General features: G+C 67.8%; 18 protein-coding genes, 2 tRNA genes and 1 pseudogene. 11 read left to right on the plus strand and 10 right to left on the minus strand.

All coding sequences use genetic code 11. The features are described from left to right. Window positions 1–66: 66 nt before the first annotated feature. From VOI19_RS00100 to VOI19_RS00115, 4 genes are all read right to left on the minus strand, one after another. Window positions 67–1,695: a long-chain fatty acid--CoA ligase gene (locus VOI19_RS00100; RefSeq protein ID WP_323790910.1), complete on the minus strand. Its 1,629-nt coding sequence runs from the start codon at window positions 1,693–1,695 to the stop codon at window positions 67–69. Between the two features lie 86 nt (window positions 1,696–1,781). After that, window positions 1,782–2,984 carry an NAD(P)/FAD-dependent oxidoreductase gene (locus VOI19_RS00105; RefSeq protein ID WP_323790911.1) on the minus strand — a complete coding sequence of 401 codons (1,203 nt, stop codon included), beginning with the start codon at window positions 2,982–2,984 and terminating at the stop codon, window positions 1,782–1,784. Continuing rightward, complete coding sequence (locus tag VOI19_RS00110; RefSeq protein ID WP_323790912.1) at window positions 2,981–4,372, minus strand: cytochrome P450; 1,392 nt, start codon at window positions 4,370–4,372, stop codon at window positions 2,981–2,983. The genes VOI19_RS00105 and VOI19_RS00110 overlap by 4 nt, the downstream gene beginning before the upstream one ends. Before the next feature lie 22 nt (window positions 4,373–4,394). Then, entirely contained in the window at window positions 4,395–4,715 is a 321-nt protein-coding gene (locus VOI19_RS00115; RefSeq protein WP_323790913.1) for a 2Fe-2S iron-sulfur cluster-binding protein, read from the minus strand. A gap of 109 nt (window positions 4,716–4,824) precedes the next feature. Between VOI19_RS00115 and VOI19_RS00120 the strand changes: the two genes are divergently transcribed. Next, a complete protein-coding gene (locus VOI19_RS00120) occupies window positions 4,825–5,847 on the plus strand; it encodes a helix-turn-helix domain-containing protein (RefSeq protein ID WP_323790914.1) in 1,023 nt (340 codons plus the stop codon). 381 nt (window positions 5,848–6,228) lie between these two features. Here VOI19_RS00120 and VOI19_RS00125 read toward each other — a convergent pair whose 3' ends face one another. Then, window positions 6,229–6,831, minus strand: coding sequence for a TetR/AcrR family transcriptional regulator (locus tag VOI19_RS00125; RefSeq protein ID WP_323790915.1), 603 nt, complete (start codon window positions 6,829–6,831; stop codon window positions 6,229–6,231). A gap of 259 nt (window positions 6,832–7,090) precedes the next feature. Here VOI19_RS00125 and VOI19_RS00130 point away from each other — a divergent pair, with 259 nt between their 5' ends. From VOI19_RS00130 to VOI19_RS19340, 6 genes and pseudogenes are all read left to right on the plus strand, one after another. Next, window positions 7,091–10,102 carry an MMPL family transporter gene (locus VOI19_RS00130; protein WP_323790916.1) on the plus strand — a complete coding sequence of 1,004 codons (3,012 nt, stop codon included), beginning with the start codon at window positions 7,091–7,093 and terminating at the stop codon, window positions 10,100–10,102. Between the two features lie 22 nt (window positions 10,103–10,124). Continuing rightward, on the plus strand, window positions 10,125–11,303 hold the full coding sequence (locus VOI19_RS00135) for a cytochrome P450 (protein WP_323790917.1): 1,179 nt from the start codon (window positions 10,125–10,127) through the stop codon (window positions 11,301–11,303). 38 nt (window positions 11,304–11,341) lie between these two features. Further along, window positions 11,342–11,869: a hypothetical protein gene (locus VOI19_RS00140; RefSeq protein WP_323790918.1), complete on the plus strand. Its 528-nt coding sequence runs from the start codon at window positions 11,342–11,344 to the stop codon at window positions 11,867–11,869. Between the two features lie 338 nt (window positions 11,870–12,207). After that, window positions 12,208–14,946, plus strand: a complete 2,739-nt coding sequence (gene mobF, locus VOI19_RS00145; RefSeq protein ID WP_323790919.1) for a MobF family relaxase — start codon at window positions 12,208–12,210, stop codon at window positions 14,944–14,946. 267 nt (window positions 14,947–15,213) lie between these two features. Next, window positions 15,214–15,459, plus strand: a complete 246-nt coding sequence (locus VOI19_RS00150) for a helix-turn-helix domain-containing protein (protein WP_323790920.1) — start codon at window positions 15,214–15,216, stop codon at window positions 15,457–15,459. A 147-nt stretch (window positions 15,460–15,606) separates the two neighbouring features. Next, a pseudogene (locus VOI19_RS19340) lies at window positions 15,607–16,659 on the plus strand (tyrosine-type recombinase/integrase); the annotation flags it as partial. Window positions 16,660–16,854: 195 nt separating this feature from the next. Here the strand turns inward: VOI19_RS19340 and VOI19_RS00155 are convergent. The 5 genes from VOI19_RS00155 to VOI19_RS00175 all read right to left on the minus strand — a co-directional run bounded on the left by VOI19_RS00155 (window position 16,855) and on the right by VOI19_RS00175 (window position 20,505). Continuing rightward, a tRNA-Glu gene (locus tag VOI19_RS00155) sits at window positions 16,855–16,927 on the minus strand. 84 nt (window positions 16,928–17,011) lie between these two features. Next, window positions 17,012–17,083: transfer RNA gene (locus VOI19_RS00160), tRNA-Gln, on the minus strand. Between the two features lie 52 nt (window positions 17,084–17,135). Further along, complete coding sequence (locus VOI19_RS00165; RefSeq protein ID WP_323790921.1) at window positions 17,136–18,197, minus strand: type II CAAX endopeptidase family protein; 1,062 nt, start codon at window positions 18,195–18,197, stop codon at window positions 17,136–17,138. A gap of 2 nt (window positions 18,198–18,199) precedes the next feature. Continuing rightward, entirely contained in the window at window positions 18,200–19,699 is a 1,500-nt protein-coding gene (gene gltX / locus VOI19_RS00170) for a glutamate--tRNA ligase (protein WP_323790922.1), read from the minus strand. Further along, entirely contained in the window at window positions 19,696–20,505 is an 810-nt protein-coding gene (locus VOI19_RS00175; protein WP_323790923.1) for a fumarylacetoacetate hydrolase family protein, read from the minus strand. Before VOI19_RS00175 ends, gltX begins: the two co-directional genes overlap by 4 nt. A 110-nt stretch (window positions 20,506–20,615) precedes the next feature. Here VOI19_RS00175 and VOI19_RS00180 point away from each other — a divergent pair, with 110 nt between their 5' ends. The 4 genes from VOI19_RS00180 to bioA form a co-directional block, all read left to right on the plus strand. Further along, on the plus strand, window positions 20,616–21,491 hold the full coding sequence (locus tag VOI19_RS00180; protein WP_323790924.1) for a 3-methyladenine DNA glycosylase: 876 nt from the start codon (window positions 20,616–20,618) through the stop codon (window positions 21,489–21,491). Window positions 21,492–21,605: 114 nt separating this feature from the next. Next, a complete protein-coding gene (locus tag VOI19_RS00185; RefSeq protein ID WP_323790925.1) occupies window positions 21,606–22,211 on the plus strand; it encodes a pentapeptide repeat-containing protein in 606 nt (201 codons plus the stop codon). Between the two features lie 94 nt (window positions 22,212–22,305). Then, window positions 22,306–23,376 (plus strand): biotin synthase BioB, encoded by a 1,071-nt coding sequence (gene bioB / locus VOI19_RS00190; protein WP_323790926.1) that lies wholly within the window; start codon window positions 22,306–22,308, stop codon window positions 23,374–23,376. A gap of 13 nt (window positions 23,377–23,389) precedes the next feature. Beyond that, on the plus strand, window positions 23,390–24,492 hold a 1,103-nt coding region (gene bioA / locus VOI19_RS00195), incomplete at its 3' end, for an adenosylmethionine--8-amino-7-oxononanoate transaminase (RefSeq protein ID WP_323790927.1).

Consider the following 24,492-nt stretch of genomic DNA (forward strand, 5'->3'; position numbering starts at 1 on the left):
AGAACGAGCAGGTCAAACTAACCTGGCTCGCTGCGCCCGGCCCAACGAAAGGAGAGCCGATTGTTCTCAGAGATCGATCACGGCGAGATCGCCACGGGCGTGCATGGCCCGTAGAAGCTTCTTGTCGAACTTTCCCACGGAGGTCTTGGGCACCTCGGCGACGAAACACCACCGCTCGGGGAGCCACCACTTCGCGACCTTGCCCGTGAGGAACTCGCGCAAATGATCTGGCGCGACGGTGGCGCCGTCGCGCGCGACGACCACCGCTAGTGGACGCTCCTGCCACTTCTCGTCCGGCACCCCGATCACCGACGCCTCGAGTACGTCGGGATGGCCGGCGAGCAGGAGTTCCAACTCCACCGAGGAGATCCACTCCCCCCCGGACTTGATCACGTCCTTCGCGCGGTCTGTCAGAGTGACGAAGCTGCGCTCGTCAATGCGCCCGACGTCTCCGGTGCGCAACCATCCTCCGTCGAACTTCTCTGCGTCCTCCTCACCGACGTAGGAACCAGTGATCCAGGGACCGCGCACCTGGATCTCGCCGACTGACTCCCCGTCGTGCGGGACCACGCTGCCTTCGTCGTCCATCAGTCGCAACTCGACACCGGCCACGGGCCGACCCTGAGTCGCCCGCAGCGCCCAATGCTGCTCGGGGTCGAGCGCCGCGGGCGGCCTCGCGATCGCGGCCAGCGGAGATGTCTCGGTCATCCCCCACGCCTGGACGATGCGCACGCCGTACTTGTTCTCGAACGCCTGCATCAGGTGGAGCGGCACAGCAGAACCACCACAGGCGACCAATTGCAGAGACGACACGTCATGCTCCGGGTTTGCCTCCAGATAGTTCAGCACGTCGCTCCAGATGGTCGGGACCGCCCCCGCGATCGTCGGCCGCTCTGCCGAGACCAGCCGAACTATGGGTTCGGCTTGGAGGAACCGGTCCGGCATCAACAAATCCGCGCCAGCCATGAACGCTGCGTAGACTAGGCCCCACGCGTTGGCGTGAAACATCGGCACGATGGCCAACACACAGTCGTCACCCGTGACGCTCAGACCGTCTGCGGCGCAGGCCGCCATGGAGTGCAGGTAGGTGGATCGGTGACTGTAGGCGACGCCCTTGGGGTTGCCGGTGGTGCCGGAGGTGTAACACATGGCAGCAGCGGAGACCTCGTCGACCTCGGGCCAGTCGAACGTCTCAGGGTGACCGGCGAGAAATTCTTCGTAGCCCAGCACGGTGACCCCATCGCGGCGCAGTGGCGTCAGGTCGATCTGACCGGTCACGATAACGGTGTGGACACTGGGGATCTGCGGCAGCGCGGGAGCGAGGAGGGGCGCGAGACTGCCGTCAAGTATGACGACCTTGTCCTCGGCGTGATTTCCGATGTATACGAGTTGCTCCGCAGTCAGCCGGGGGTTCAAAGTGTGCAGCACCGCGCCCATCGACGGAACTGCGCAGTAAGCCTCGACGTGTTCCTGGTTGTTCCACATGAACGTGGCCACCCGCTCGTCGCCAGTGACGCCGCAGGAGCGTAAAGCGTGGGCCAACTGTGCGGATCGGCGACCTACCTCGGCGAAGCTACCGCTCCTGACGGTCCCGTCGGGCTGCAGGGTTCGCACCCGCGCCGAACCGTGGATGGTTGTTCCGTGACGCACGATCGCGGCCGTGGTCAGCGGAATGTTCATCATCGTGCTCTGCATCGGAGGTCCTTCATGTGAGGTGGAGCGAGCGGAGACGGAAGCATGGGTCAATCAGCGGTGGCAGCGCCGCCCGAAACGGAGGAGAATCAGTCCGCTGCGATCTGCAGCAGCTCGGCGCGGTCGACTTCGAGACCTTCGGTGATCTTCTGCTTGCTTCGCATGAAGTCGCGCGGTCGGTTGACGCAGTCGGCTGCGATCAGCCTCTGCTCACGCAGGTAGAAGCAGGTGAAGTCGCGGTCTAGTGTCGGGTCGCCGCTGAGCAGGATCTCGTCGTACCCGGCGCTCAGGCCGGCGATCTGGAGCTTGAGGTCGTACTGGTCGGACCAGAACCACGGCAGCGCGGCGATGGTCTTCTCCTTGCCGCACATCGATGCCGCCGCGGCTTTTGCCTGCTCGCCGGCGCTGGGCACCGACTCCAGCCGGATTCTGCGCCCGTAGCGCGTCATCCAGTGGCTGGTGCAGTCGCCTGCCGCGACGATGTCGGTGTCGCTGGTGCGGGCGTTGTCGTCGATGACGACGCCGTCATCAACGACAAGGCCTGCGGCCGCGGCTAGCTCGGTGTTCGGCTCGATCCCCACGCCGATGACCACGAGGTCGGCGCGAAGTCGCTCCCCGCCGGCGAGCTGGACCTCACGGACGCGATCTTCGCCTGTCATGGCCTCGACCAGGGCGCCGGTGCGGATCGTGACACCCGCCTCGCGGTGGATCCGCTCGTAGAAGGCCGACACCTCTGGCGCCGTGACCCGCATCAGCACCCGCTCGGCGGCTTCGAGGACGGTGACGTCCAGGCCCAAGGCAAGGAGGGATGCTGCGGTCTCCAGTCCGATGTATCCGCCGCCCACGATCACCGCGTGGCACCCCGGCTGCGCCGACTCCCTGATCTGTTCCACATCGGCAAACGTGCGCAGGTAATGGACGCCCGGGAGATCGGCTCCCGGGACCGGAAGCAGCCGGGCCCGCCCGCCAGTGCACAGCGCGAGCTTGTCGTAGGACACGCTGCGACCGTCAGCCATTACGAGCCGGCGCTCTGCTCGCTCGATCGACTCCACGTGAGCATCGAGCAGCTCGATCTCCTGCTTCGCGTAGAAGTCCGGCTTGCGGATCGCCAGCTCGCCGATGGCGCTCTTTCCCGACAGGTAGGCCTTCGACAGCGGCGGCCGGTGGTACGGAAGGACTGCCTCGTCGCCGATGAGGACCACTCGCCCGGACCACCCCTGCTGACGCAAGCCCGCCACCACCTGCGCGCCGGCGTGACTGGCTCCGACGACAAGTGCGGTCCCCTGCGTCATGCTGGGGCCTTCGGGGTCAGGCGCACCGTGAGCTTGCTGATTCCTCTGACGAAGTTGGACTGGACGTACTCCGGCTCGTCGACGACCTCGATCTTCTCGAAGCGGGTCAGCAGTTCCTCCCACAGGATCCGCAGCTGCATCTCGGCCAGGCGGTTGCCCATGCATCGATGCACGCCGAAGCCGAACGCGATGTGGTTGCGGGCGTTCTTGCGGTCGATGACGAGTTCGTCGGGTCGCTCGAAGACCCGCTCGTCGCGGTTGCCCGAGGCGTACCACATGACGAGCTTGTCGCCCTTGCGGATGAACTGTCCGTTGAGGACGATGTCCTTCTTGGCGATCCGGCGCATGTAAGCCAAGGGGGTCTGCCACCGGATGATCTCCGAGACCATGTTCGGGATGAGGTCGTGGTTCGCCTTCAGTTTCTCGAACTGTTCGGGGAACTGGTTCAGCGCCAGCACGCCGCCACTCATCGAGTTCCGCGTGGTGTCGTTGCCCCCGACGATGAGCAAGGTCAGGTTGCCCAAGAACTCCATCGGACGGTCGATGAGGTCCTTGGTGTCCTCGTTGCTCTGTAGCATCGTAATGAGGTCGAAGCCGGGCTCCTCCCCTGCAGCGAGGCGCGCCTTCTTGTCGTGCCACAGCGCGCTGAGACCGCGCGCCATGTCGGCGATGCCGCGGAAGACCTCGTCGTTGTCCGAAGGCCCTCCGTTCGCCTGCTCCATCGAGCTCGCCAGGTCAGACCATTCGACGAGCTTGTTTCGCTGCTCGTAGGGGAAGTCGAGCAGCGTGGCCAGCATCCGCGCCGTGAGTTCGATCGAGACCCGATCAACCCAGTTGAAGGGTTGGTCGAGCGGAAGCTCGTCCAACACCTCCTTAACGCGGGATCGGATCAGGCCTTCCATCTCGCGCAGGTTCTTGGGCGCGACAACTCCCTGCACCGCCGCCCGCTGCAGGTCGTGTCGCGGCGGGTCCATCGCGATGAACATGGCCAGGTCCATGAACCGCGGCGGCTCGCCAATGACGATGAAAGGCTCGGCGGAGAAGGCCTCATGGTTCTTGTCGACGGCGATGATGTCGGCATGGCGGGTAACCGACCAGAACGGTCCGAAAGGGCTGTTGGCCTGGTAGTGCACGGGTGCCTCGTTGCGCACCCGCTCGAAGTAGGACTGCCACCGGCCCTGCCGGTACAGAAAGGGGTTGCTCAGGTCGATGTCGGCGAGCTCAACCTCGTCCACCGGAGGGATCGGCTGCTCGACGAACATCTTCTGACCATCGGTCCGAGTCACCCATCGTCGCGTCTTGTCGTAGAGATGTGCCCCGCGGATCTGCACCTCCATCGGAACGACCGACTTGACCTTCTCACCAATATCTTCTGCAACGTTGAACATCAACAGTCCACCTTCTCTTCAGTCACATCTGGAACTCGGGCAGGTGGACGGTGAGCCCGTCCCAGCCGTCGGACACGTTCATCTGGCACGAGAGGCGCGAGGTCGGCTGACGCTCGGGATTCATCGACAACATCTCTTCCTCGACGGGGCCGGACCCACCCACCGTGTCGGCCCACTGCGCGTCGACGACCACGTGACAGGTGCCGCAGGCGGCCTCGCCACCGCAGTCGCCGTCGATGCCAGGGACCCCGTTGTCTACCGCGACCTGCATGAGCGTCTGGCCGTCTTCGAGCGGCGCCTCGTGGTTCTCGCCGTCGTACGACACGAAAGTGACAGCTGCCATGGTGACCATCTCCTCACTGGAATTGTCCTTCCACTATTGGCCCCGGCCTTTGCATGTGGCTATGGTCACCAGAGTCATAAGATTGTGATTTCGGGTCAGGGGTTGATGCGTGAGGAACGACGAAGCCGGGGTTCCCCCGTTGGCATTCGTGCAGCTACTCAATAGCGGTGCGCTGGATGCCGGCTCGGTAGCCCACTTCCGCCGCATCGTCGCCGCTCAGTTCACGTCCGAGATGGAACTGGTCGAACGCAACGTGCAGGTCCCCGTGCGGTGGTTCCGCGAGGTCTATCCAGACCTGGCCACCGACAGCGGCACCTCGCTCGGCTTTGCGTTCGCCGAACAGGCACAGCTGACCTCCTTCGGACCTCTCAGCCTCCCGCTGGTCAGCGCCAGTTCGGTGTCCGAGATCTTCGAACTGCTCGGCTACCTGCCCGTCATCTCAACGGCGCTGCGCCCCCACTTCCATCACAGCGAGCGTGGACTGACAGTCGGACTGAGCGGTCACACCGGTGATCCCGCCCTCGATTGCCTGGTCATCGCGTACGCCGGCTCAGCCCTGCTGCGGCTGCTCGACATACTGGCGGGCACCCTCCCCGCAGTGACACTCAATCTGGGCTGGGCGGCACCCCGATCACAGCCGCGACCCGAAAACACCTTCGGCGCAAGAATTGTTTTCGACTCGCCCGCATCCTTCGTGGACGTTCCCGCCAACATCCTGGGCACGCCTTGCCGGTTCTCCGACCCGGTGGCCTACCGCTTGGCCATCAACGAGCTGCGGCGCACCCTGGACCGACGCAGCACTCCCAACAGCTTCACCGAACATGTGAGGCGCTTGCTCGAGCAGGACCCAGGACGCCACCGCGGCTGCGAGGTGGCGAGACTGCTTTCCGTGTCTCCCAGCACCATGAAACGGCGACTGAACGCAGAAGGGACGACGTTTCGTGACGTCCGTCAGTCGTTGCTACGCGAGCGTGCGATCCTGCGGCTGCTCGACCGCTCGATGTCCGTCAGCCAGATCGCTGCAGACCTCGGCTACGGAGACCTCACGAACTTCTCACACGCCTTCAAGCGCTGGACCGGGCAGTCCCCCAGCGAGTTCCGGAACGTCGGCGGCCTCGGACGGGACGAGTAAGAGCTGGCAGTGCCAGTAAATTGGCGGGGATCCGATGATTTGCGCCGTCCCTCCGAGCACACCCGGGGATGATGAGTCCGCACCGCGACGAACCGGCGACTTCGGGGATCGCGGCGCCGTCCCGGTCCCACTCCAGTCATCTTCCAGTCATCGCGGCCGGCCCCGGTCCAATAGGCGAGGCAGAGGTCGTGGTGTGGCGGAAGGTGAGCACTGTCCTCCTACGGTCAGAACTTTCTCATTCCACCTCGCGAGGAGCTCATTCAGAACGGTCGCGGCCGCTCACCCGGCTCGTGCTCTTGGAGGGCAGAACTGTCCCGTCCGGTTGAGGCAGGCTCCGGCCTTGTCCCCCTCCAGCCAGCAGGGCGTCGAAAGTGCCGCCCATCAGGCGCCAGTCGCGCCGGGCGAGCGTGGCGCCAAGCCGTCCAGGAGGAGCCGGGCGACGCCGTTGGCGATGGCGTCCATCTCCCGATGGGCGCCCATGATGGCCTCCATTAGGCCGGCGATCGTGACGGTCCCGAAGATCATGACTGCCTCTGACATGGGGTCCTCGGCCCGGCGCAGGGAACCATCCTCAGCCCCTTCGCGTAGGAGTTTCTCAACCGGCTCGTAGAAGGCTGCACTGAGTGCCGCTGCGAGTTCGGGTAGGCGGGTGGCTCGACCGAGATCGCCGACCAAAGCCCGGCACGAGGCAGGGTTACGGAGCATCACACCCAATTGAGCGCGGACGACACCGGCCAGGCGTTCGCTGGCCCGCCCCTCAGCACTCACGGCTACGGCAACATCGCCGGCGATTGCTGTCAGAAGGTCCTTGAGCAAGAACGCGAGGATCTCCTCCTTGCCGGTGAAGTAGTAATACAAGGTCGCCTTGGGCACACCGCTGGCCTCGGCTATGTCGTCGATCTTGGTGTTGTCTAACCCTTGATCGGCAATGAGCTCGGCCGCTCCGTAGAGCTTGGTCGCGAGCTGCACCGGCAGTTCCCTCATTGACCCTCCTGGAAGTCGAGGTCAGCCTAGCGTTCCATGCTAAGAGTTTGTACTCTCCGTACAGCACTGTGGCGAGAGGCATGAGATGGGGTTTGGTCAAACCCGGTCGTCATAACAAGCATCTTCGGCCCGATCGGGCCACCTGGCCTCGACCTCGACCTCGACCTCATCCTGTGTTGTACTGATAGTCCAAACTCTCAGTCCAGACGATTGGTGTTGAGCCGTGGGACGTGGTGTTCGGACCGGGATCGGTGGACCGGTGCGGTTTGTCCTCGGGTTGGGACACCGCTTTCCAGCGATCGTGGTGTTCGGCTGGGTGCTGGCCGCCGCGGCGCTCTCGCTGCTGGTGACCCCGCTGGGGGCGGTGGTGGAACGGAGCAGCACCGCGTTCCTGCCAGAGGACTCCCCGACTCTGAACGGGCTGCGGGTGATGGACAGCGCGTTCGGGTCTGGCACCACTCAGTCGTACGTGTTCGTGGTCATCACCGACGACGACGGCCTAGGCGTCGGTGACCGCCGCGTCTACGCCGACCTGGTGCGCACCCTCGAGGAGGAGCCGGCGCGGGTCTCGGAAGTCCAGGATTCCCTCGGCCAACCGCAGCTTCGGCGCTCGATGACCAGCAAGGACGGCCAGGCGACCTACCTGGTCGTCGGGCTCCGGTCCGCGGTCGGCTCGCCGGCCTCGGACGAGGACGTGAAGTGGGTCCGCTCGGTTGTCGAGGATCTCGATGCTCCATCCGGTACGGAGGTCTATGTCACCGGAGATCCGGCGATGATCTCCGACCTGACCACAGCCGTGAACGACGCCTCATTGAAGATCACGGCCGTGTCCCTGCTCCTGCTACTCGGCATCTTGTGGCTGGTCTACCGCCGGGTCGCAACCGTCCTGATCTCGCTGGTGACCATCGGCATCGCCTTGTTGTGCACCCGCGGTGCCCTGGCGTGGGCAGGTGAGCACGGGCTGGCACTCTCCACCTACACCGATGCGTTCGTCGTGGCCATCACCTTGGGGGCAGGGACCGACTACTGTGTCTTCCTCATTTCCCGCTTCCGTGAGGAGTACGGCAACGGCCTCGACCCCCTCGACGCGGTCGTTGAGTCGGTCTCCCGGGTCGGGCCCGCCCTGCTTGCCTCCGCGGCAACCGTCATCCTTGGCGCCATTTCGCTGGGCTTCACCGACCTGGCCATCTTCGCCACCACGGGCCCACCGATGGCGATCTGTGTCGCCGTCACCGTCGCGGTCAGCCTCACCTTTACCCCCGCTCTGATGCGCTGGTTCGGACCTCGCATCGGGCCCGCCCCGGCTACGCGAGCGGACTCGCGGTGGGCCCGCACCGGTCGGCTCGTGGGACGCCACCCGGCCCGGATCCTCGTCGCCGGTGTGACGGTGCTGGTCCTGCTGGCCCTCGCGCTGCCCACGATGCAGCTCTCCTACGATGAACGCGCCGCCCAGCCGCCCGACACCCCGAGCAACCTGGGACTGGCGGCGATGGCCGAGCACTTCCCGCCTAACCAGACGCTGCCTGACTACCTGCTCATCCGCTCCGACCACGACATGGCCAACACCCGCGACCTGGCCGTTCTGAACTCGATCAGCACGGCTGTGACCAAGGTCGACGGCGTCGACCAGGTCCGCAGCATCACCCAGCCAGCCGGCAAGCGGCTGAAACCCGCCTCCATCGCCAACCAGCTCGGGAGGCTCGCCAAGGGACTCGACAAGGCCGACCGCAAGCTGGAGTCCGCAGAGCCGGGCCTGGAGCGACTCGCGTCAGGGGCCGGAGGCCTCGAGGACGCCCTCGATTTGGTCTCCACCGGCGCCGGGAAGGCCCAGGACGGCGCCGAGAAGCTCAGCGACGGCAGCCGCCGCATCGCCGGAGGTCTGGGGCGGGCCGCCGATCGCACCGGGCGGGCCGCAGACGGAGCCACCCGGCTGCGCGACGGCGGCGCCGCACTGGCCGCCGGGCTCCGCACCGCCCACGACCAGGTCGCCCAGGCCGTCGACGGGCTCCGGATGATCATCGAAGCCCTCGAGGGCGACACGATCTGTACCGCCGACCCGACCTGCAGGCGTTCGCGTGAGGGCCTGCGCAAGATCTACACCGGCCAACGCGACGAGCTCTTGCCCGGACTGGCGCAAGCTGCCGCCGGCGCCGAACGCCTCGCCGCCGGCGACGGGCGCCTCGCGACCGGCCTCGACCAGCTCACCGAGGGCCTCCGCCGAGCACAGTCGGGAAGCAACCGGATCGCCGACGGCCAAGCCCTGCTGAGCGAGAACCTCGGCGAGCTCGAAGGCGGCACGGACCGGCTCGCCACCGGCGCTGCCGGCATCGCCCCGGGTATCGAGGAGCTCCTGACCCGGACCGAGGAACTGCGCGGCGGGCTCGACGACTCCGGTGACTACCTCCAAGCGGTCAACCAGCGCGCCGACACCCCGGAGGCCGGAGGCTTCTACCTCCCCGCCGCCGCGCTCGATAGGCCCGACTTCGCCCTGGCTCGCACCCAGTTCCTCTCCGAGGACGGGAAACTGGCCCGCATCCAGGTCACCGGCGACACCGACCCCCTCACACCCGCCGGGCAGCAGCGCTACAACGAGATCCAAGACGCCGCCGAGCAAGCCATGAACAACACCCGCCTCGACGACTCCACGATCCTCGCCACCGGCGCCGCCGGCCTCGGGGCCGACCTGGCCCACTACCTCACCGACGACGCCGCCCTCGTAGTCCTGGCAGTCCTGCTCTTGGTGCTCCTCATCCTCATCCTCACCCTGCGCGCCCTCACCGCACCGATCTACCTGCTGGCCTCCGTCGTGCTGTCCTGCGCGGCCGCACTGGGGCTCACCACGCTCGTCTTCCAGCACCTGATCGGACAGGACATCCACTTCACCGTCCCGGTCATCGTATTTGTCCTACTCGTCGCCGTCGGCGCGGACTACAACATCCTGCTCATGAGCCGGATGCGCGAAAGCGGCCTCGCCTTGGACCGCGACGAGGTCGCCCGCGCAGTCACCGCCACCGGACCCGTCATCACCGCCGCCGGCCTCATCTTCGCTTCCACCTTCGTGGCCCTGCTGTTCTCTCCCGTCGAAGCGCTCGCCCAGACCGGGTTCGCCGTCGCAGCCGGACTCCTGCTCGACACCTTCATCGTCCGCACCCTCGTCGTGCCCGCCTGCGCGGCCCTGTTCGAGGACCGCAGCTGGTGGCCACACCGCAGGACAACGCTCGCCGCCCCAGCCGCACTGCAGCCAGCCACCACGTCCGAGACACATGCGTGAACCGACAACCGAGAGAGATGCGATGAGTAACCAGCAGCTGACTTACAGCCCCTTCGACCCGGAAGTCATGGCGGACCCATACCCCGTCTACCGCGAGCTGCGCGCCCACGCTCCCGTGTACTGGTCCTCCCAGGCCAACTGTTGGGTGCTCAGCCGCTACGACGACGTCTGCGTGGCCCTCGCCGACCCGGCGACGTACTCCTCGGCGTCCGGGATCTTTCCCACCCCACCCGGGGTGGACATGACCGACCTGTTTCTGCCGATGCTCATCATGAGCGACCCACCCCGGCACACCCAGCTGCGTCACCTCGTCAGCAAGGCCTTCACCCCACGCCGCATCACCGAGCTCGAGCCACACATCCATAGCATCGTCGACGACCTCCTCGACCAGGTTCCCGCCGCTGGCCCGTGGGACTTCGTCTCCAGGTTCGCCGGGCCCCTCCCGGCCATCGTCATCGCCGACATGCTCGGTGTCCCACGAGAAGACCGCGACCAGTTCCGGACCTGGTCCACCACGCTCATCCAATCGAACCCCACACGAGGCGAGTTCGGCCCCGGCCTGGACGCCGCCGCGGCGCTCTACGAGTACTTCTCGGCGTTCCTCACCGCACGACGCGCGCACCCCCGAGACGACCTCATGACCGCACTCGTCCAGGCCGAAGTCGATGGCGAACACCTCAGCGACGACGAACTCCTCGGCTTCTGTCTGCTGCTGCTCGTCGCCGGACACGAAACCACCACCAACCTGCTCTCCAACAGCGCCGTCATCCTCGCCCAGCACCCCGAGACCCGTCGGCAGCTGGCAGACAACCCAGATCTCATCCCGGCCGCGGTCGAGGAGCTGCTCCGCTACGACTCACCGGTCCAAGGCCTCGCGCGCACCCTGACCCAGCAAGTTGACCTGCACGGACAACCCATGAAGGCCGGCGACACCGTGCTGTTGCTCTTCGGCTCGGCCAACCGAGACGACCACGCGTTTCCCGACGCCGACCACTTCGACATCAACCGTCGCCCCGAACGACAGGTCGCGTTCGGACGCGGCATCCACTTCTGCCTCGGCGCATCCCTTGCCCGCCTCGAAGCACGCGTCGCTCTGCAAGCGCTCCTAGCCCGCCAACACGACTGGGGCGTCGACCTCGACTCAGCGGTCCGACTGCGCTCCGGTCCGATTCGGGGCTACTCCTCGCTACTCGTGCACTAGGTCAGACGCACCCCTCAGCCCTAGGGAAGGAGCAACCTATGAAGGACAAACCGAAGCCGAGCCGCGCCGGCGTCCTCCACCAGGTAATCGAGGAGATCCTTTCTCGAAAGGACGGGCAGATCCCACCCGACATCGAAGGCATCGACGTACTTTTCGACGGCATCGACGACCTCGCGAACGCCCTGCTGCTTCGATGGCACACCCGCCTGGTGGCATCACTAGAACGGGGACTCGCCGACGAACCCGAGGACCGCGAGGAAGCCGTCATCGAGGCATGGCGGCACGCCACCTGGATCTACTGGGGCGTCCGGAAGGTCATCGACGACCTCGCGGACCACCCACCCACCAAAGAAGTTGCTCACGCCGTCCGCACGACCGCACACAACGACCGGGCAGCCATGGCTCTCGCGGCCGGCCTGGCCAGCGGCTACGACGAACCAGCAATTCGAGTCGGCCACCGACTCGAACTCGAAGCGCGACGACGCAATCTCGTAGAGCACAGCACGGCCCGCATCCCCCGGCAGCGAACCGTGCTCGGCAAGGTCAAAGCAATACTCACCGGTTAAGGGAGCTGGGCCTGAAGTTGCGATAGTGGTTCACCACCGACGTGATCTCTGTTCTCAGCCGTAGATGAGTACCCGCGTAACGCTCGACGTCAGCGATGAGGACACGAATCGTTGGCCCTTGCTGACCGTCGCTGGCCGCTCAACTTTCTCGCCCAGCACCGGTTCGGCTCACTCTTCAAGCCTTACAAATCGTCGGCACGCATGCTACGAAGGATCGTGTTGGGTCGCCCTTGGACGGGCGACCCAGAGTCGATTTTCAGGGTAGTTGTTGGACGTTGCTGGCAGTGACTGTGGCGGCGTCCGGGACCGGATTCGGGGTGGTCGGGGTGCGTGGTGGGATGAAGTTCTACCGCGGCAGCGCCGCTGCGGCACGCTCCTACGTCGAGGCCGATCACTCCCGTGCCGATGACTACTACCTCGGCGAGGGTGCCGGGGTCGCGGCCCGGTTCGTCGTCGATGTGAGGCACTCGGTGAGCCCCACTGTGCGGCAGGGTGACGACTTGGACGGCGACGCCTATGAGCGGTGGGTCGGCGGATACGACGTCGACACCGGCGCGGCGAAGGGCCGGCTCCGAGACGATGCGAACGCGTTACGGTTCGTCGAGGTCACCGTCAACGGCCCGAAGACCTGGTCGCTGGCGGCCGCGTTGCACCCGGAGATCTCGGCCGCGTTGGACGCCGCGCAGGACCAGGCCGCGGCCCAGATCATCAGCTGGGTCGGCGCGCACGCCACCACGAGGATCGGACCGCGTGGGCGTCAGGTCCAGGTGCCCGTCGAACGTGTCGAGGCTGCGGTGATCCGCCATCACACCTCACGTGCGGGTGACCCGCACCGCCACCTGCACCTGCAGATCAACGCCCGCGTCTTCGCCGCCGGCGGGTGGCGCGGCATCCACTCGGTCGGGGCACGGGACTCCTTGGAGGCGATCAACGGGATCGGGCACGCAGCAGTCGTCACCGACCCCGGGTTCCGGGCAGCACTCGCCGCGCACGGGTTCACCTTCGACCCGAGCACCGGTGACATCTCAGAGTTGGCGACGTACGCGGGACGGTTCAGTGCTCGGGCGGCGCAGATCGGACGCAACGTCGACGCCTTTGAAGCGACATGGCGGGCGGCGCACCCCCGCCAGGAACCCGGACCCAAGCTCCGGCGGACCTGGGACCGGCGGGCCTGGTCCCAAGCACGACCCGACAAGGTCGTCCCGACCGACGGGGCGACGATGGTTGCGGCCTGGAACGAGGACCTCCACGAACTCGGCTACCGCGACAGGTCAGCACCGAGCACGCGCACCTCGGTTTCCACGCCGAGCGTGGGCAGCCTCGATCGTGACGCAGCTGTCGAGGTCGTGCTGTCGCGGTCGGGGGCGAAGCGCTCGGCGTGGAACGCAGCCGATATCCGGGGACACGTCGAGCAGTGGATCGCCGCGACCGGGATTGTGGTCGAGGCTGGGGTGCGCCTCGAGTTGGCCGAGGACCTCACCGCTCGTGCCCTGTCCGTGTGCACACCGTTGTTGGACCGTGACGACGTCCCAGAGCACGTCCGGGCCTTGTCGTCGCCGCGGGTGATCGGGGTCGAGGACCGCATCACCGAGCTGTTGGGGGTGCTGGCCTACAGCCGCGGAGGGGACGCCGACCTCGACCCACACCTCAGCGCAAGCCTTGACCCAGCCCAGAAGCAAGCTGTCGCTGCCCTGGCCGGCACCAAGCACCTCCTCGTTGTTGAGGGTGCTGCCGGGGCGGGGAAGACCACGACCCTCACCGCCACCAAGACAGCCCTGGCCGCCCAAGGTCGGCGGTTGATGGTCGTGACACCGACCCTGAAAGCAGCCGGGGTCGCGGCCGCAGAGATCGACGGCCCCGCGTTCTCCGCGGCGTGGTTGGTGCATCAGTGGGGGTGGCGCTGGGACGCCGACGGCCACTGGACCCAGGAGTTCCAGGCCCCGACCGACCCCGCCGCACGACTTGACCCCGGTGACCTGCTGGTCATCGATGAGGCCGGGATGCTCGACCAGGACACCGCCCGCGCCCTCCTCGAGGTCGCCCAGGAAACCCAGGTGCGGGTCGCGTTCATCGGTGATCGTCACCAGCTCCCAGCCGTCGGGCGTGGGGGTGTCCTCGACCTCGCCACCCAACACGCCGGAGCTGAGGCGACAGTGTGCCTCGACGTCGTGCACCGCTTCGCCGACCCCGCCTACGCCGACCTCAGCGTCGCCATGCGACGAGGAGACCCGGTCTTCGACCAGCTCTGGGAGGACGGCCACATCGTCCTCCATGCGAGTGAGGCCGAGCGGACCCAGACTCTCGCCACCCAGGCTGCGGAGGCGATCCTGGCCGGGCACACCAGCAGGGCGCTGATGGCCGACACCCGCGAGCAAGTCGCCGCCCTCAACGCAGCCATCCGCGACCGCCTCGTCGCAGCCGGCCTCGTCGATGACCACACCGTCGTGACGACCCGGGCCGGCGAGCGGCTCGGGGTCGGGGACCGGGTCGCGACCCGCCGCAACGACCTCCAACACGGTCTGGCGAACCGTCAGACCTGGACCATCACCGCCATCAACCCCGCCACCGGCTACGTCCTCACGACCTCGAAAGACGATGGCCCGGCCCTGGAGCTGACGTTGCGCAACGAGCACGGCATCACCCGACAGGTGCCGTCCTGGTACGCCTCAGCGTGGGTCGAGTCCGCCTACGCCACCACCGTCTACGGCGCCCAGGGCGAGACCACCGCTGTCGGGCACCTGGTCCTGGGCCAGGGCACAACCGCAGCATCTGCCTACGTGGGGATGACCCGCGGACGGCGCGCCAACACCGCCCACCTGATCGCTGAGACCCCAGCACAAGCCCGGACCATGTGGGAAGGCGCCTGCTCGCGCGAACGGGCCGACCTCGGAGTCGCGCACGCCCGACTGCAAGCTGTCGATGACATCGACCGCTACGGCCCCATCGGACACCCCTCGGTCAAGAAGGTCCCGCGGCAACCCGAGACCGAACGGAAACGAGTCCACGACCCCGCCCACGTCACCTCTCCGCACCGCTCGCGGAGCTCCTCGAAGTCCGGCCCCAGCATCGGGTTCTGACCCACCCACGCCCCGCGAAGCCCCATTTCGAGTCCTCATCGACATCTCGTCGAAAGTTTTTTCAACTTTCGGACGGGCGCTCGCTGACCTGCACAAACACCACCACCAGGGCTGCGCCCGTCCTGCGCCCGTCCCAGGACGGCGCACCCAGGACGGGCGTTTATTGGTGCGCACCCTGAGGAGAGTTGACCCCGCACTGTCCACTCAGCACCCATCACGCGCTTGCAGGACACGCGACAACACCACACCCATCACCAGGAGAAGCCCATGACCACCGCCCTCAACGACGACCACCACGAGCACGACGAAATGCTCACCATCGAAGAAGCCGCCGCCCTGCTCCGAGTCCCCGTCGCCACGATGCGCTACTGGCGCTACACCGGCGAGGGACCCTTCAGCTTCAAAGTCCAACGCCACGTCCGCTACTGGCGCACCGACCTCATCGTGTGGCGCGGCGAGCAAGGCCGCCGACCTGAGCAGAGTTCTCCACACCCGGACGGCTCGAAGAAGTGAACATCGGCGAACCGAGCAAAACTGATAACGGGGATGAGCGATCACGGCCCGAGCAGCTGCACCACCCCAGCGTTGTTCGGGCACAGCGACCCTTCAGTTCGCGTCTGAGGCTCGCGCACCACGCCATCACAGGAGAGGATCACAGGCATGGCCAGCATTGAAAGGCGCCTGCGCGACGGGCAGTCGACCTGGCGCGCGCACTACCGCACCCCGTCGGGCGCCCAACGCAACAAGACGTTCCCCCGCAAGGTCGACGCCGAGCGGTTCCTCGCCGGCGTCGAGCACTCGAAGACGGCAGGCTCCTACGTCGACCCCGCACTGTCGCGAGTCACGCTAGGGGCCTGGGCAGAGCGCTGGCTCGCCGGGCAGGCGCACATCAAGCCCACGACGCACGCGCGCTACGCAGGCATCATTCGCAAGCACATCCACCCGACCTGGGGGCATCTGAGCCTCGCCAGCGTTGCGCACGCCGACGTGCAGGCCTGGGTCACGGAGCTGACACGGGAGCACTCCCCCGCGACTGTCCAGAAGATCCACCGGGTCCTGTCCCAGGTGCTCGACCTGGCCGTGAAGGACGGGAGGCTGGCGCGCAACGTCGCGACCGGGGTGAACCTGCCTCGCGTCACCAAGCACGAACGTCTCTACCTCAGCCACGAACAGGTCGAGGACCTCGCCCACGAATGCGGATCCCCGTCGGAGCCGAGCAAGCACGCGACCTACGACACCCGCACCAACACGACGTACCGGCTCGTCGTGCTGTTCCTCGCCTACACCGGAGTCCGATTCGGTGAGATGGCAGCGTTGAAGGTCGCGCGACTCGACCTGCAGCGCAACCGGGCCGTGGTTGCCGAGTCCGTGACGCCCATCGCCGGTCAGGGAATGGTCTGGGGTACGCCGAAGACCCACCAACGCCGAGAGGTCCCGATCCCGACGTTCCTCGCCATCGAGCTCGCCGCTCACGTTGCCGGCGCTTCCCCCGATGCCCTGGTGTTCGCGAGCATCCGCACCGGCGAGCCGCTGCGGGTCAGCACCTTCCGCCAGACCTTCGGCGTGGCGGCCACCACGATCGGACTACCGGACCTTCACCCGCACGAGCTGCGCCACACCGCGGCGAGCCTGGCCATCGCCTCCGGCGCGGACGTGAAGGTCGTCCAGCAGATGCTCGGGCATGCCTCAGCAGCGATGACACTCGACACCTACGGGCACCTTTTCGAGGACCGTCTCAACGAGGTCGGCGACGCTTTGGACGCCGCTCGTCGGGCCGCTCAGGAGCGTCGGGCAACGCGTAGCGCTCTTTCTGCTGTTGCCCCAGTGTTGCCCGAGCCCGATTCGGGCGAAATAGCCGAAGGGGCCCTGCCCTGCGTTTCCGCAGGTCAGGACCCCTTTTCGGACCTGTACCCCCGACCGGATTCGAACCGGCGCTACCGCCGTGAGAGGGCGGCGTGCTAGGCCGCTACACAACGGGGGCCTGAACAACCTGGTGAAGCCTAGCCACAGCTGGTGCTTCACCACAAATCGCGAGCCCTGCTTGAAGATCAGGACCTGCAACTCGCTGGGATACTAGGACTCGAACCTAGAATAACTGGACCAGAACCAGTCGTGTTGCCAATTACACCATATCCCAATGCGGCCGATTTCTGACTGCCCGAAGGCGCCAGGACGACCGGAAAGAAACACTACACGCGCCCTCCGGTGGGCTCCAAAACGCCCGGGGTCGTTCGCGTCCGAATGCCCATCCTGCGGGCCACGTAGATGGACAGCGCCACGAAGATCGCCGACTTCACGAGCGAGATCGCGACGTCCCACCAGCCGCCCCCGCTGGCGTTGAGCGCCTCGGTCATGTCACCGAAGAAGAGCGCGAAGCCGAAGGCCAGCAGGTTGTTGAGGACGTGGTAGGCGATGGCGGCCTCGAGACCGCCCGTGGCGATCACCAGGATCCCGGCCGCGACACCGAAGGCGAACCGGTCGGTGAACACCGCGAAGCCCTGGCCGGCACCGTGCGCGACGGCGAAGAGCAGCGCCGGCCCGAGGACGGCGAGGAAGCGGGCGACCTGCGCGTTGCGCAGCAGTCCCCCGAACGCCTGCGTGAGGTAGCCCCGGAAGACGTACTCCTCCGCGACGGCCTGGAGCGGGGTCATCAGCACGATCACCAGCAGGAAGTCGCGCGTGACGTCGGTGAAGGCGTTGATGCCTCCCGAGACGTCCTCGCTCTCGCTCGCCCCCGGCAGGAGCGCCCCCAGCACGAGGGCGATGAACAGCGTCAGCAGCGACACCCCGAACGACGCCAGCAGCCACCGCCAACGGATGCGCGGCGCGACCGAGGCCAACCACCGCGGTCGCACTCCGTGCAGCACGCGGGCGCAGAACCACGCCGACGGGATGCCCAGGATGAGCACCGCGTTGAGGAAGAGCAGCACCGACGGCGTCACGTCGTCGGTGCTCGCCAGCGCCGCCACCCGGTCGCCCAGCTCGCCCAGGGGCGTGCCGGTGGCCAGGAGCAGCACGATGGCTCCGGCGAGCACCACGACCGCGCCCACCACGAAGAAGAGGAGGAGCGAGGTGAGGATGCCGCCGACGTACCAGCCCCAGCCCTGACGGCCGGCGCGGTAGATCCGGTGGTACTCGTAGCCCTGCGTGACCTCTGGCGCCGTGGCTGCCGGCTCTGGGGGCCCCCACGGCTGCGCAGGGGTGACGGGCTCCCCCGTCGGGGGCGGGTAGTACGGGTTCTGGTCGACCACGCTCAGCCGTTCAGCGCCCGTCCGAGACGCGACAGGCTGCGCTCACGGCCCAGGAGCTCCATCGACTCGAAGAGCGGCGGGGAGATCCGCTTGCCGGTGATCGCCACGCGCACGGCGCCGTAGGCGACGCGCGGCTTGAGTCCACGCTCGTCGACCAGCGCCGTCTGGAGGGCGGCCTGGATGGCGTCGGTCGACCACTCGGAGAGGTCGGCGACGGCGTCCAGCGAGGCCTGCACGATCTCGCGACCGGCCTCGTCGAGCAGCTTGGCGGCGTCGGCCTCGTCGAGGACGAAGTCGGCCTCGTCGACGAAGAGGAAGCCGAGCATGTCGGGAGCCTCGGCGAGCTTGTTGATGCGCTCGGCGATCAGCGGCATCGCGAGCTCGAGCAGCTGGGCGTCGGCGTCGGTGACGGGGTCGCTGACGACACCTGCCTCCTTGAGGAAGGGCAGCACCCGGTGCGACACCTCCTCGAGCGACAGCAGCCGCATCTGGGAGGTGTTGATGGCGTCGGCCTTCTTGAGGTCGAAGCGCGCCGGATTGGGGTTGACGTCGCCGATGTCGAAGGCGCCGACCATCTCCTCGAGGGAGAAGATGTCGCGGTCACCGGAGATCGACCAGCCGAGCAGCGCGAGGTAGTTCAGCAGACCCTCGGGGATGAAGCCCGCGCGACGGTAGCCGAGCGCGTCGGCCTCGGGGTCGCGCTTGGAGAGCTTTTTGTTGCCCTGGCCCATGACGTAGGGCAGGTGACCGAACTGCGGCGCACCCGAACCGATGCCGACCTCGGCGAGGGCAGCGTACAGCGGGATCTGGCGAGGGGTGCTGGAGAGCAGGTCCTCGCCGCGCAGCACGTGGGTGATCTCCATCAGCGCGTCGTCGACGGGGTTGACCAGCGGGTAGAGCGGGTCACCGTTGGCGCGCGCGAGCGCGTAGTCGGGCACGTCGCGGCTGTCGAACTTCACCTGGCCGCGCACGAGGTCGTCGAAGACGATCGGGCCGTCAGGCATCGTGAAGCGGGTGACCGCGGCGCGGCCCTCCGCCTCGAAGGCGGCCTTCTGCTCGTCGCTGATCGTGCGGCAGAACCGGTCGTAGCCCTGGCGCTTGGAGCCGGCGGCCTGGTGGCGCGCGGTGACCTCGTCGGTCGTGCAGTAGCAGGGGTAGGTGTAGCCGGCCTCGGTCAGGCGCGCGAGCGCGTCGCGGTAGAGGTCGCCGCGCTCGGACTGCTTGTACGGCGCGTAGGGGCCGCCGACACCGGGGCCCTCGTCCCAGTCGAGCCCGAGCCAGCGGAAGAGGTCGAGCAGCCCGGCGTAGGACTCCTCGGTGTTGCGGGCGGTGTCGGTGTCCTCGATGCGGAAGACGAAGGTGCCGCCGTGGTGACGCGCGAAGGCCCAGTTGAACAGGGCGGTGCGGACCAGGCCGACGTGCGGGCTGCCCGTCGGGCTCGGCGCCATGCGCACGCGCACCGTCGGGTCGGGGGTGCTGTGGGTGCTGGCGGGGGTCTTCAACGTCGTGCCACCTTGTTCGTGAGTGCTCCGAGACCGGCGATCGAGACCTCGACCTCGTCACCGACCTGCATGGGACCGACACCCTCGGGGGTGCCGGTGAGGATGACGTCCCCGGGCAGGAGCGTCATCACGCTCGAGACGTAGGCGATCAGGGCCGGGATGTCGTAGATCATGTCGGCCGTCGAGCCGTCCTGGACGACCTCACCGTTGAGGTGGGTCTGGATCGCGACCCCGTCGGCGAAGTGCTGCGGGTCGAGGTCGGTCTCGATCCACGGCCCGAGGGGGCAGAAGGAGTCGAAGCCCTTCGCACGGGAGAACTGGCCGTCAGCCTTCTGCAGGTCGCGCGCCGTGACGTCGTTGCCGATCGTGTAGCCGTAGATCACGTCGGTGGCCTGCTCGGGCGGCACGTCGCGGCAGATCCGCCCGATCACCACGGCCAGCTCGCCCTCGTAGTGCAGGTCCTGGGTCTGGGTCGGATAGAAGATCGGGTCACCGGGGCCCGCGACCGAGGTGTTGGGCTTGAGGAACATCAGCGGCTCCTCCGGCACCTCGTTGCCCAGCTCGGCCGCGTGCGCGGCGTAGTTGCGCCCGAAGCCGATCACCTTGCTGCGCGGCAGCACCGGTGCGAGCAGGCGCACGTCGGCCAGCTTGTGCTCCTGGTCGAGCAGCTTGAGCCCGACGTACATGGGGTCGCCGGCAAGGGCGACCAGGACGGCGTCCTCCTCCGGCTGTCCGAAGGCGTCAAGCTCTCCTGAGAGCACGCCATAGCTGGGTTCGTCACCGGTGGTAAATCTCGCGATACGCACCCCCCGACCCTAGCGAGGGGCCCGAGTCGAGTGCGGAGTCCGGTCGCTCGGCCACCCGGGCCCTCCGCCGTCGGCTTGCCTCGCGACCTCGACGCAGGTTGGCTGCACCTATGAGCGCGGTGGCGGTGGTGGGTCTCGACGAGGCCATCTGGCGAGGTCGGGCGACCGCACACGCCCAGCGGGTCGACGCGCTGCTGCGACCCCACCTCGAGCGTCGCAACGCGCAGGTCAAGCACCCGGTGCACGACTTCCTCTTCACCTACTACGCCCAGCGGCCGGCGCAGCTGCGCCGCTGGCACCCCGGCGCGGGAGTCACGTTGGAGGGTGGCGCCGACGACTACGGCCCGCTCCGGGGCTATGCCGTGTCCGGCGACGACGCTCACGTCGACCCGTCGTACATCGCCAAGCAGCAGCCGCTCGTCGTCGCGCTCCACCGGCTGCTCAAGGCCACGGCGTCGCGCCCGGCCCACACCGGCTGCTTCGGGCTGCACGAGTGGGCGATGGTCTATCGCCTCGCCGACGACGAGACCCGGCACGCCGACTGGCCGCTGCGGCTCGGCGGCGACGGCACCGACGCCGTGGTCGAGTCGCACCGGATCTCCTGCACGCACTTCGACGCGTTCCGGTTCTTCACCCCGCCGGCGCGCTCGCTCAACACGCTCTCCCCCGAGCGCGACGACCGTGCCGACTTCGAGCAGCCCGGCTGTCTCCACGCGGGTATGGACCTTTACAAGCACGCCTTCCGGCTCACGCCGATGATCAGCTCCGACCTGGTGGCCGACTGCTTCGAGCTGGCGCGCGAGATCCGCGAGCTCGACATGCGCGCGGCGCCGTACGACCTGGCCGACCTCGGCTTCGAGCCCGTGCGCATCGAGACCGCCGAGGGCAAGCGGGTCTACGCGGCCGCGCAGGCGGCGTTCGCCGAGCGCGGCGCTCCGCTGCGGGCGCGGCTGCGCGAGGAGTGCGAGTGGCTGCGCGTCCGCTGACGCGGGGCTGGCGCCGAACTGCTGAACAAAGGCGCCCTCCGAGCACCGAGTCACGCGGGGAGCCGACGTCGCGGGGGCCGTTTGTTCAGCAGCTCGGTCTGAAAGGGTGCCCTCATGAGCGACCACGACGGGCAGCACGACGGGCAGACCGTCCGCAGCGAGGACTGGTACGGCGAGGACCTGGGCGCCTCGCGCTTCGTGAGCACCACCTTCATCGACGTGGACCTCAGCGAGATCACCACGAACGGCGCCTACTTCGAGGCCTGCACGTTCCGCAGCTGCCGCCTCAACTCCTCGACGCACCGGGCGTCGGCCTTCGTGGGCTGCACCTTCGAGGGCAGCAACCTCTTCGACCCCACCTGGGACGGGTGCAAGCTCACCGGCTCGACCTTCTCGCGCTGCACCATGCGGCCGATGACGGTGCGCGGCGGGCAGTGGCTGGGGGTCAGCCTGCGCGGCGCCGACCTCTCCAAGCTCGATCTCAGCGGCATCGACCTGCGCGAGGCCGATCTGTCCCTGGCGCGCCTCACCGACACCGTGCTGCGCGACGCCCGGCTCGGCCTGGCCACGATGCGCCAGACCCACCTCGGCGGCACCGACCTCCGCGGCGCCGACCTGGACGGCGTCGACCTGTCCTCCGCCACGCTCAGCAGCACCCGGCTCGACCTGGCCGGCGCGGTCCTGCTGGCCGAGCTGCACGGGGCCGTGGTCGACCCCTGAGTGGCAACAGGTGGACCGCGCACCGCGCCGGCCCCGGTGATCGTCATACTGATCAGCGAACCCCGCCGTGCCACACGCAACACCTGGAGTGCCGATGACCACCTCGTTCGACCAGCTCGCCACCGCCATCCTCGAGGGCAAGCCCGCGACCGAGGACGACGCCCTGGCCGTGCTCCGCGCCCACGACGACGAGCTGCTCGACGTCGTCTCGGCCGCCGGCCGCCTGCGCCGCGAGCACTTCGGCAACACCGTCAAGGTCAACTACCTCGTCAACCTCAAGTCCGGGCTGTGCCCCGAGAACTGCAACTACTGCTCGCAGGCGCTCGGCTCGACGGCCGACATCCTCAAGTACAAGTGGCTCAACACCGACGAGGCGCTCGAGCAGGCCGCTGCCGGCCTGCGCGGTGGCGCGACGCGCGTGTGCATGGTCTCCAGCGGCCGCGGTCCGACCAACAAGGACGTCGACCGCGTCGCCGACATGGTGGGCAGCATCAAGGCCGAGAACCCCGGCGTCGAGATCTGCGCCTGCCTGGGACTCCTCAAGGACGGCCAGGCCGAGCGACTGCGTGACGCCGGCGTCGACGCCTACAACCACAACATCAACACCGCCGAGTCCCACCACGACAAGATCGTGCAGACCCACACCTACGCCGACCGCGTCGACACCGTGAGCAAGGCCAAGAGCGCGGGCCTGTCGCCGTGCAGCGGCCTGATCGCCGGTCTCGGCGAGACCGACGAGCAGCTCGTCGAGGCCCTCTTCGCGCTGCGCGAGATGGAGTCGGACTCGATCCCGGTCAACTTCCTGAGGCCCTTCGACGGCACCCCGTTCGAGAACACCTGGGAGCTCACCCCGGCCCGCTGCGTCAAGATCCTCGCGATGGCGCGCTTCGTGTGCCCCGACCGCGAGATCCGCATCGCCGGCGGCCGCGAGATGCACCTGCGCTCGCTGCAGGCGATGGCCCTGCACGTCGCGAACTCGATCTTCCTCGGCGACTACCTCACCTCCGAGGGCCAGGCCGCCGAGGCCGACCTCGAGCTGATCCGCGACAACGGCTTCGTCGTGCTCGGCTCCGAGGACGCCGCCGCGGGCGAGCCCACCGACGTCTCGCGCGACCCGGCGAAGCGACGTCGTGGCGCGGGCACCGCCGCAGTGCCCAACGCCTGATTCGCAGCGCCTCGTGACCCCGCCGAACGCTGCGCTCCTCGCCTTCGACCGCGAGCACGTCTGGCACCCCTACACCTCCATGACCGACCCGACCCCGGTCCGGATGGTCACCGGGGCGTCGGGCGTCAGGCTGAGGCTGGACGACGGCAGCGAGCTCATCGATGCGATGTCGTCGTGGTGGGCCGCCGTGCACGGCTACGGCCAGCCGTCGCTCGACGCCGCGGTGGCCTCGGTCGACTTCGCCCACGTGATGTTCGGCGGGCTGACCAACGCCCCGGCCGTGCGGCTGGCGCAGCGACTCGTCGAGATCACCCCGGACCCGCTCGAGCGGGTCTTCCTCGCCGACTCCGGATCGGTGTCGGTCGAGGTGGCGCTCAAGATGGCCCTGCAGTGGCAGCGCGGCGCCGGGCGACCGGGCCGCACCAAGATGCTCACCGTGCGCGGCGGCTACCACGGCGACACGTTCGGCGCGATGAGCGTGTGCGACCCGGTGGGTGGCATGCACTCGATGTTCACCGATGTCCTGATGAGTCAGCACTTCGCGCCGCGACCGCCCGCCCCCGGCTCCACCGGACCGTCAGGGGTCGACGCCTGGACCGCTGAGTTCCGGGACCTCGCCGCCGAGGTCGCCGACGAGGTGGCCGCGATCATCGTCGAGCCGCTCCTCCAGGGGGCCGGCGGCATGTGGGTCTACGACCCGCAGTGCCTGCGCGTCATGCGCGAGGTGGCCGACGAGCACGACTTCCTGCTGATCTTCGACGAGATCGCCACCGGCTTCGGTCGCACCGGCACCCTCTTCGCCGGCGAGGCCGGCGGCGTCGTCCCCGACCTCATGTGCCTGGGCAAGGCCCTGACCGGCGGCTACCTCTCGCTCGCCGCCGTGGTCTGCACCGACCGGGTCGCGCGGGGCATCTCGGGCTCGGAGTCGGGCGTGCTCATGCACGGTCCGACCTTCATGGGCAACGCCCTGGCGTGCACGGTCGCCCTGGCCAGCCTGGATCTGCTGATCAGCAACGACTGGTCCGCGCAGGTGGCCCGGGTCGGCGCTCGACTGGTGCACGGACTGACGCCGCTGCGCGACCTGCCGGGCGTCGTCGACGTCCGCACGATCGGCGC

Source organism: Nocardioides sp., assembly GCF_034670285.1.
In the GTDB taxonomy this organism is placed as follows: Bacteria; Actinomycetota; Actinomycetes; order Propionibacteriales; family Nocardioidaceae; genus Nocardioides.

Coding starts and splice junctions, on each gene's coding strand:
- VOI19_RS00100 (WP_323790910.1), bottom strand. CDS start 1,695: ATGCAGAGCACGATGATGAACATTCCGCTGACCACGGCCGCGATCGTG.
- VOI19_RS00105 (WP_323790911.1), bottom strand. CDS start 2,984: ATGACGCAGGGGACCGCACTTGTCGTCGGAGCCAGTCACGCCGGCGCG.
- VOI19_RS00110 (WP_323790912.1), bottom strand. CDS start 4,372: ATGTTCAACGTTGCAGAAGATATTGGTGAGAAGGTCAAGTCGGTCGTT.
- VOI19_RS00115 (WP_323790913.1), bottom strand. CDS start 4,715: ATGGCAGCTGTCACTTTCGTGTCGTACGACGGCGAGAACCACGAGGCG.
- VOI19_RS00125 (WP_323790915.1), bottom strand. CDS start 6,831: ATGAGGGAACTGCCGGTGCAGCTCGCGACCAAGCTCTACGGAGCGGCC.
- VOI19_RS00135 (WP_323790917.1), top strand. CDS start 10,125: ATGAGTAACCAGCAGCTGACTTACAGCCCCTTCGACCCGGAAGTCATG.
- VOI19_RS00140 (WP_323790918.1), top strand. CDS start 11,342: ATGAAGGACAAACCGAAGCCGAGCCGCGCCGGCGTCCTCCACCAGGTA.
- mobF (WP_323790919.1), top strand. CDS start 12,208: ATGAAGTTCTACCGCGGCAGCGCCGCTGCGGCACGCTCCTACGTCGAG.
- VOI19_RS00150 (WP_323790920.1), top strand. CDS start 15,214: ATGACCACCGCCCTCAACGACGACCACCACGAGCACGACGAAATGCTC.
- VOI19_RS00180 (WP_323790924.1), top strand. CDS start 20,616: ATGAGCGCGGTGGCGGTGGTGGGTCTCGACGAGGCCATCTGGCGAGGT.
- VOI19_RS00185 (WP_323790925.1), top strand. CDS start 21,606: ATGAGCGACCACGACGGGCAGCACGACGGGCAGACCGTCCGCAGCGAG.
- bioB (WP_323790926.1), top strand. CDS start 22,306: ATGACCACCTCGTTCGACCAGCTCGCCACCGCCATCCTCGAGGGCAAG.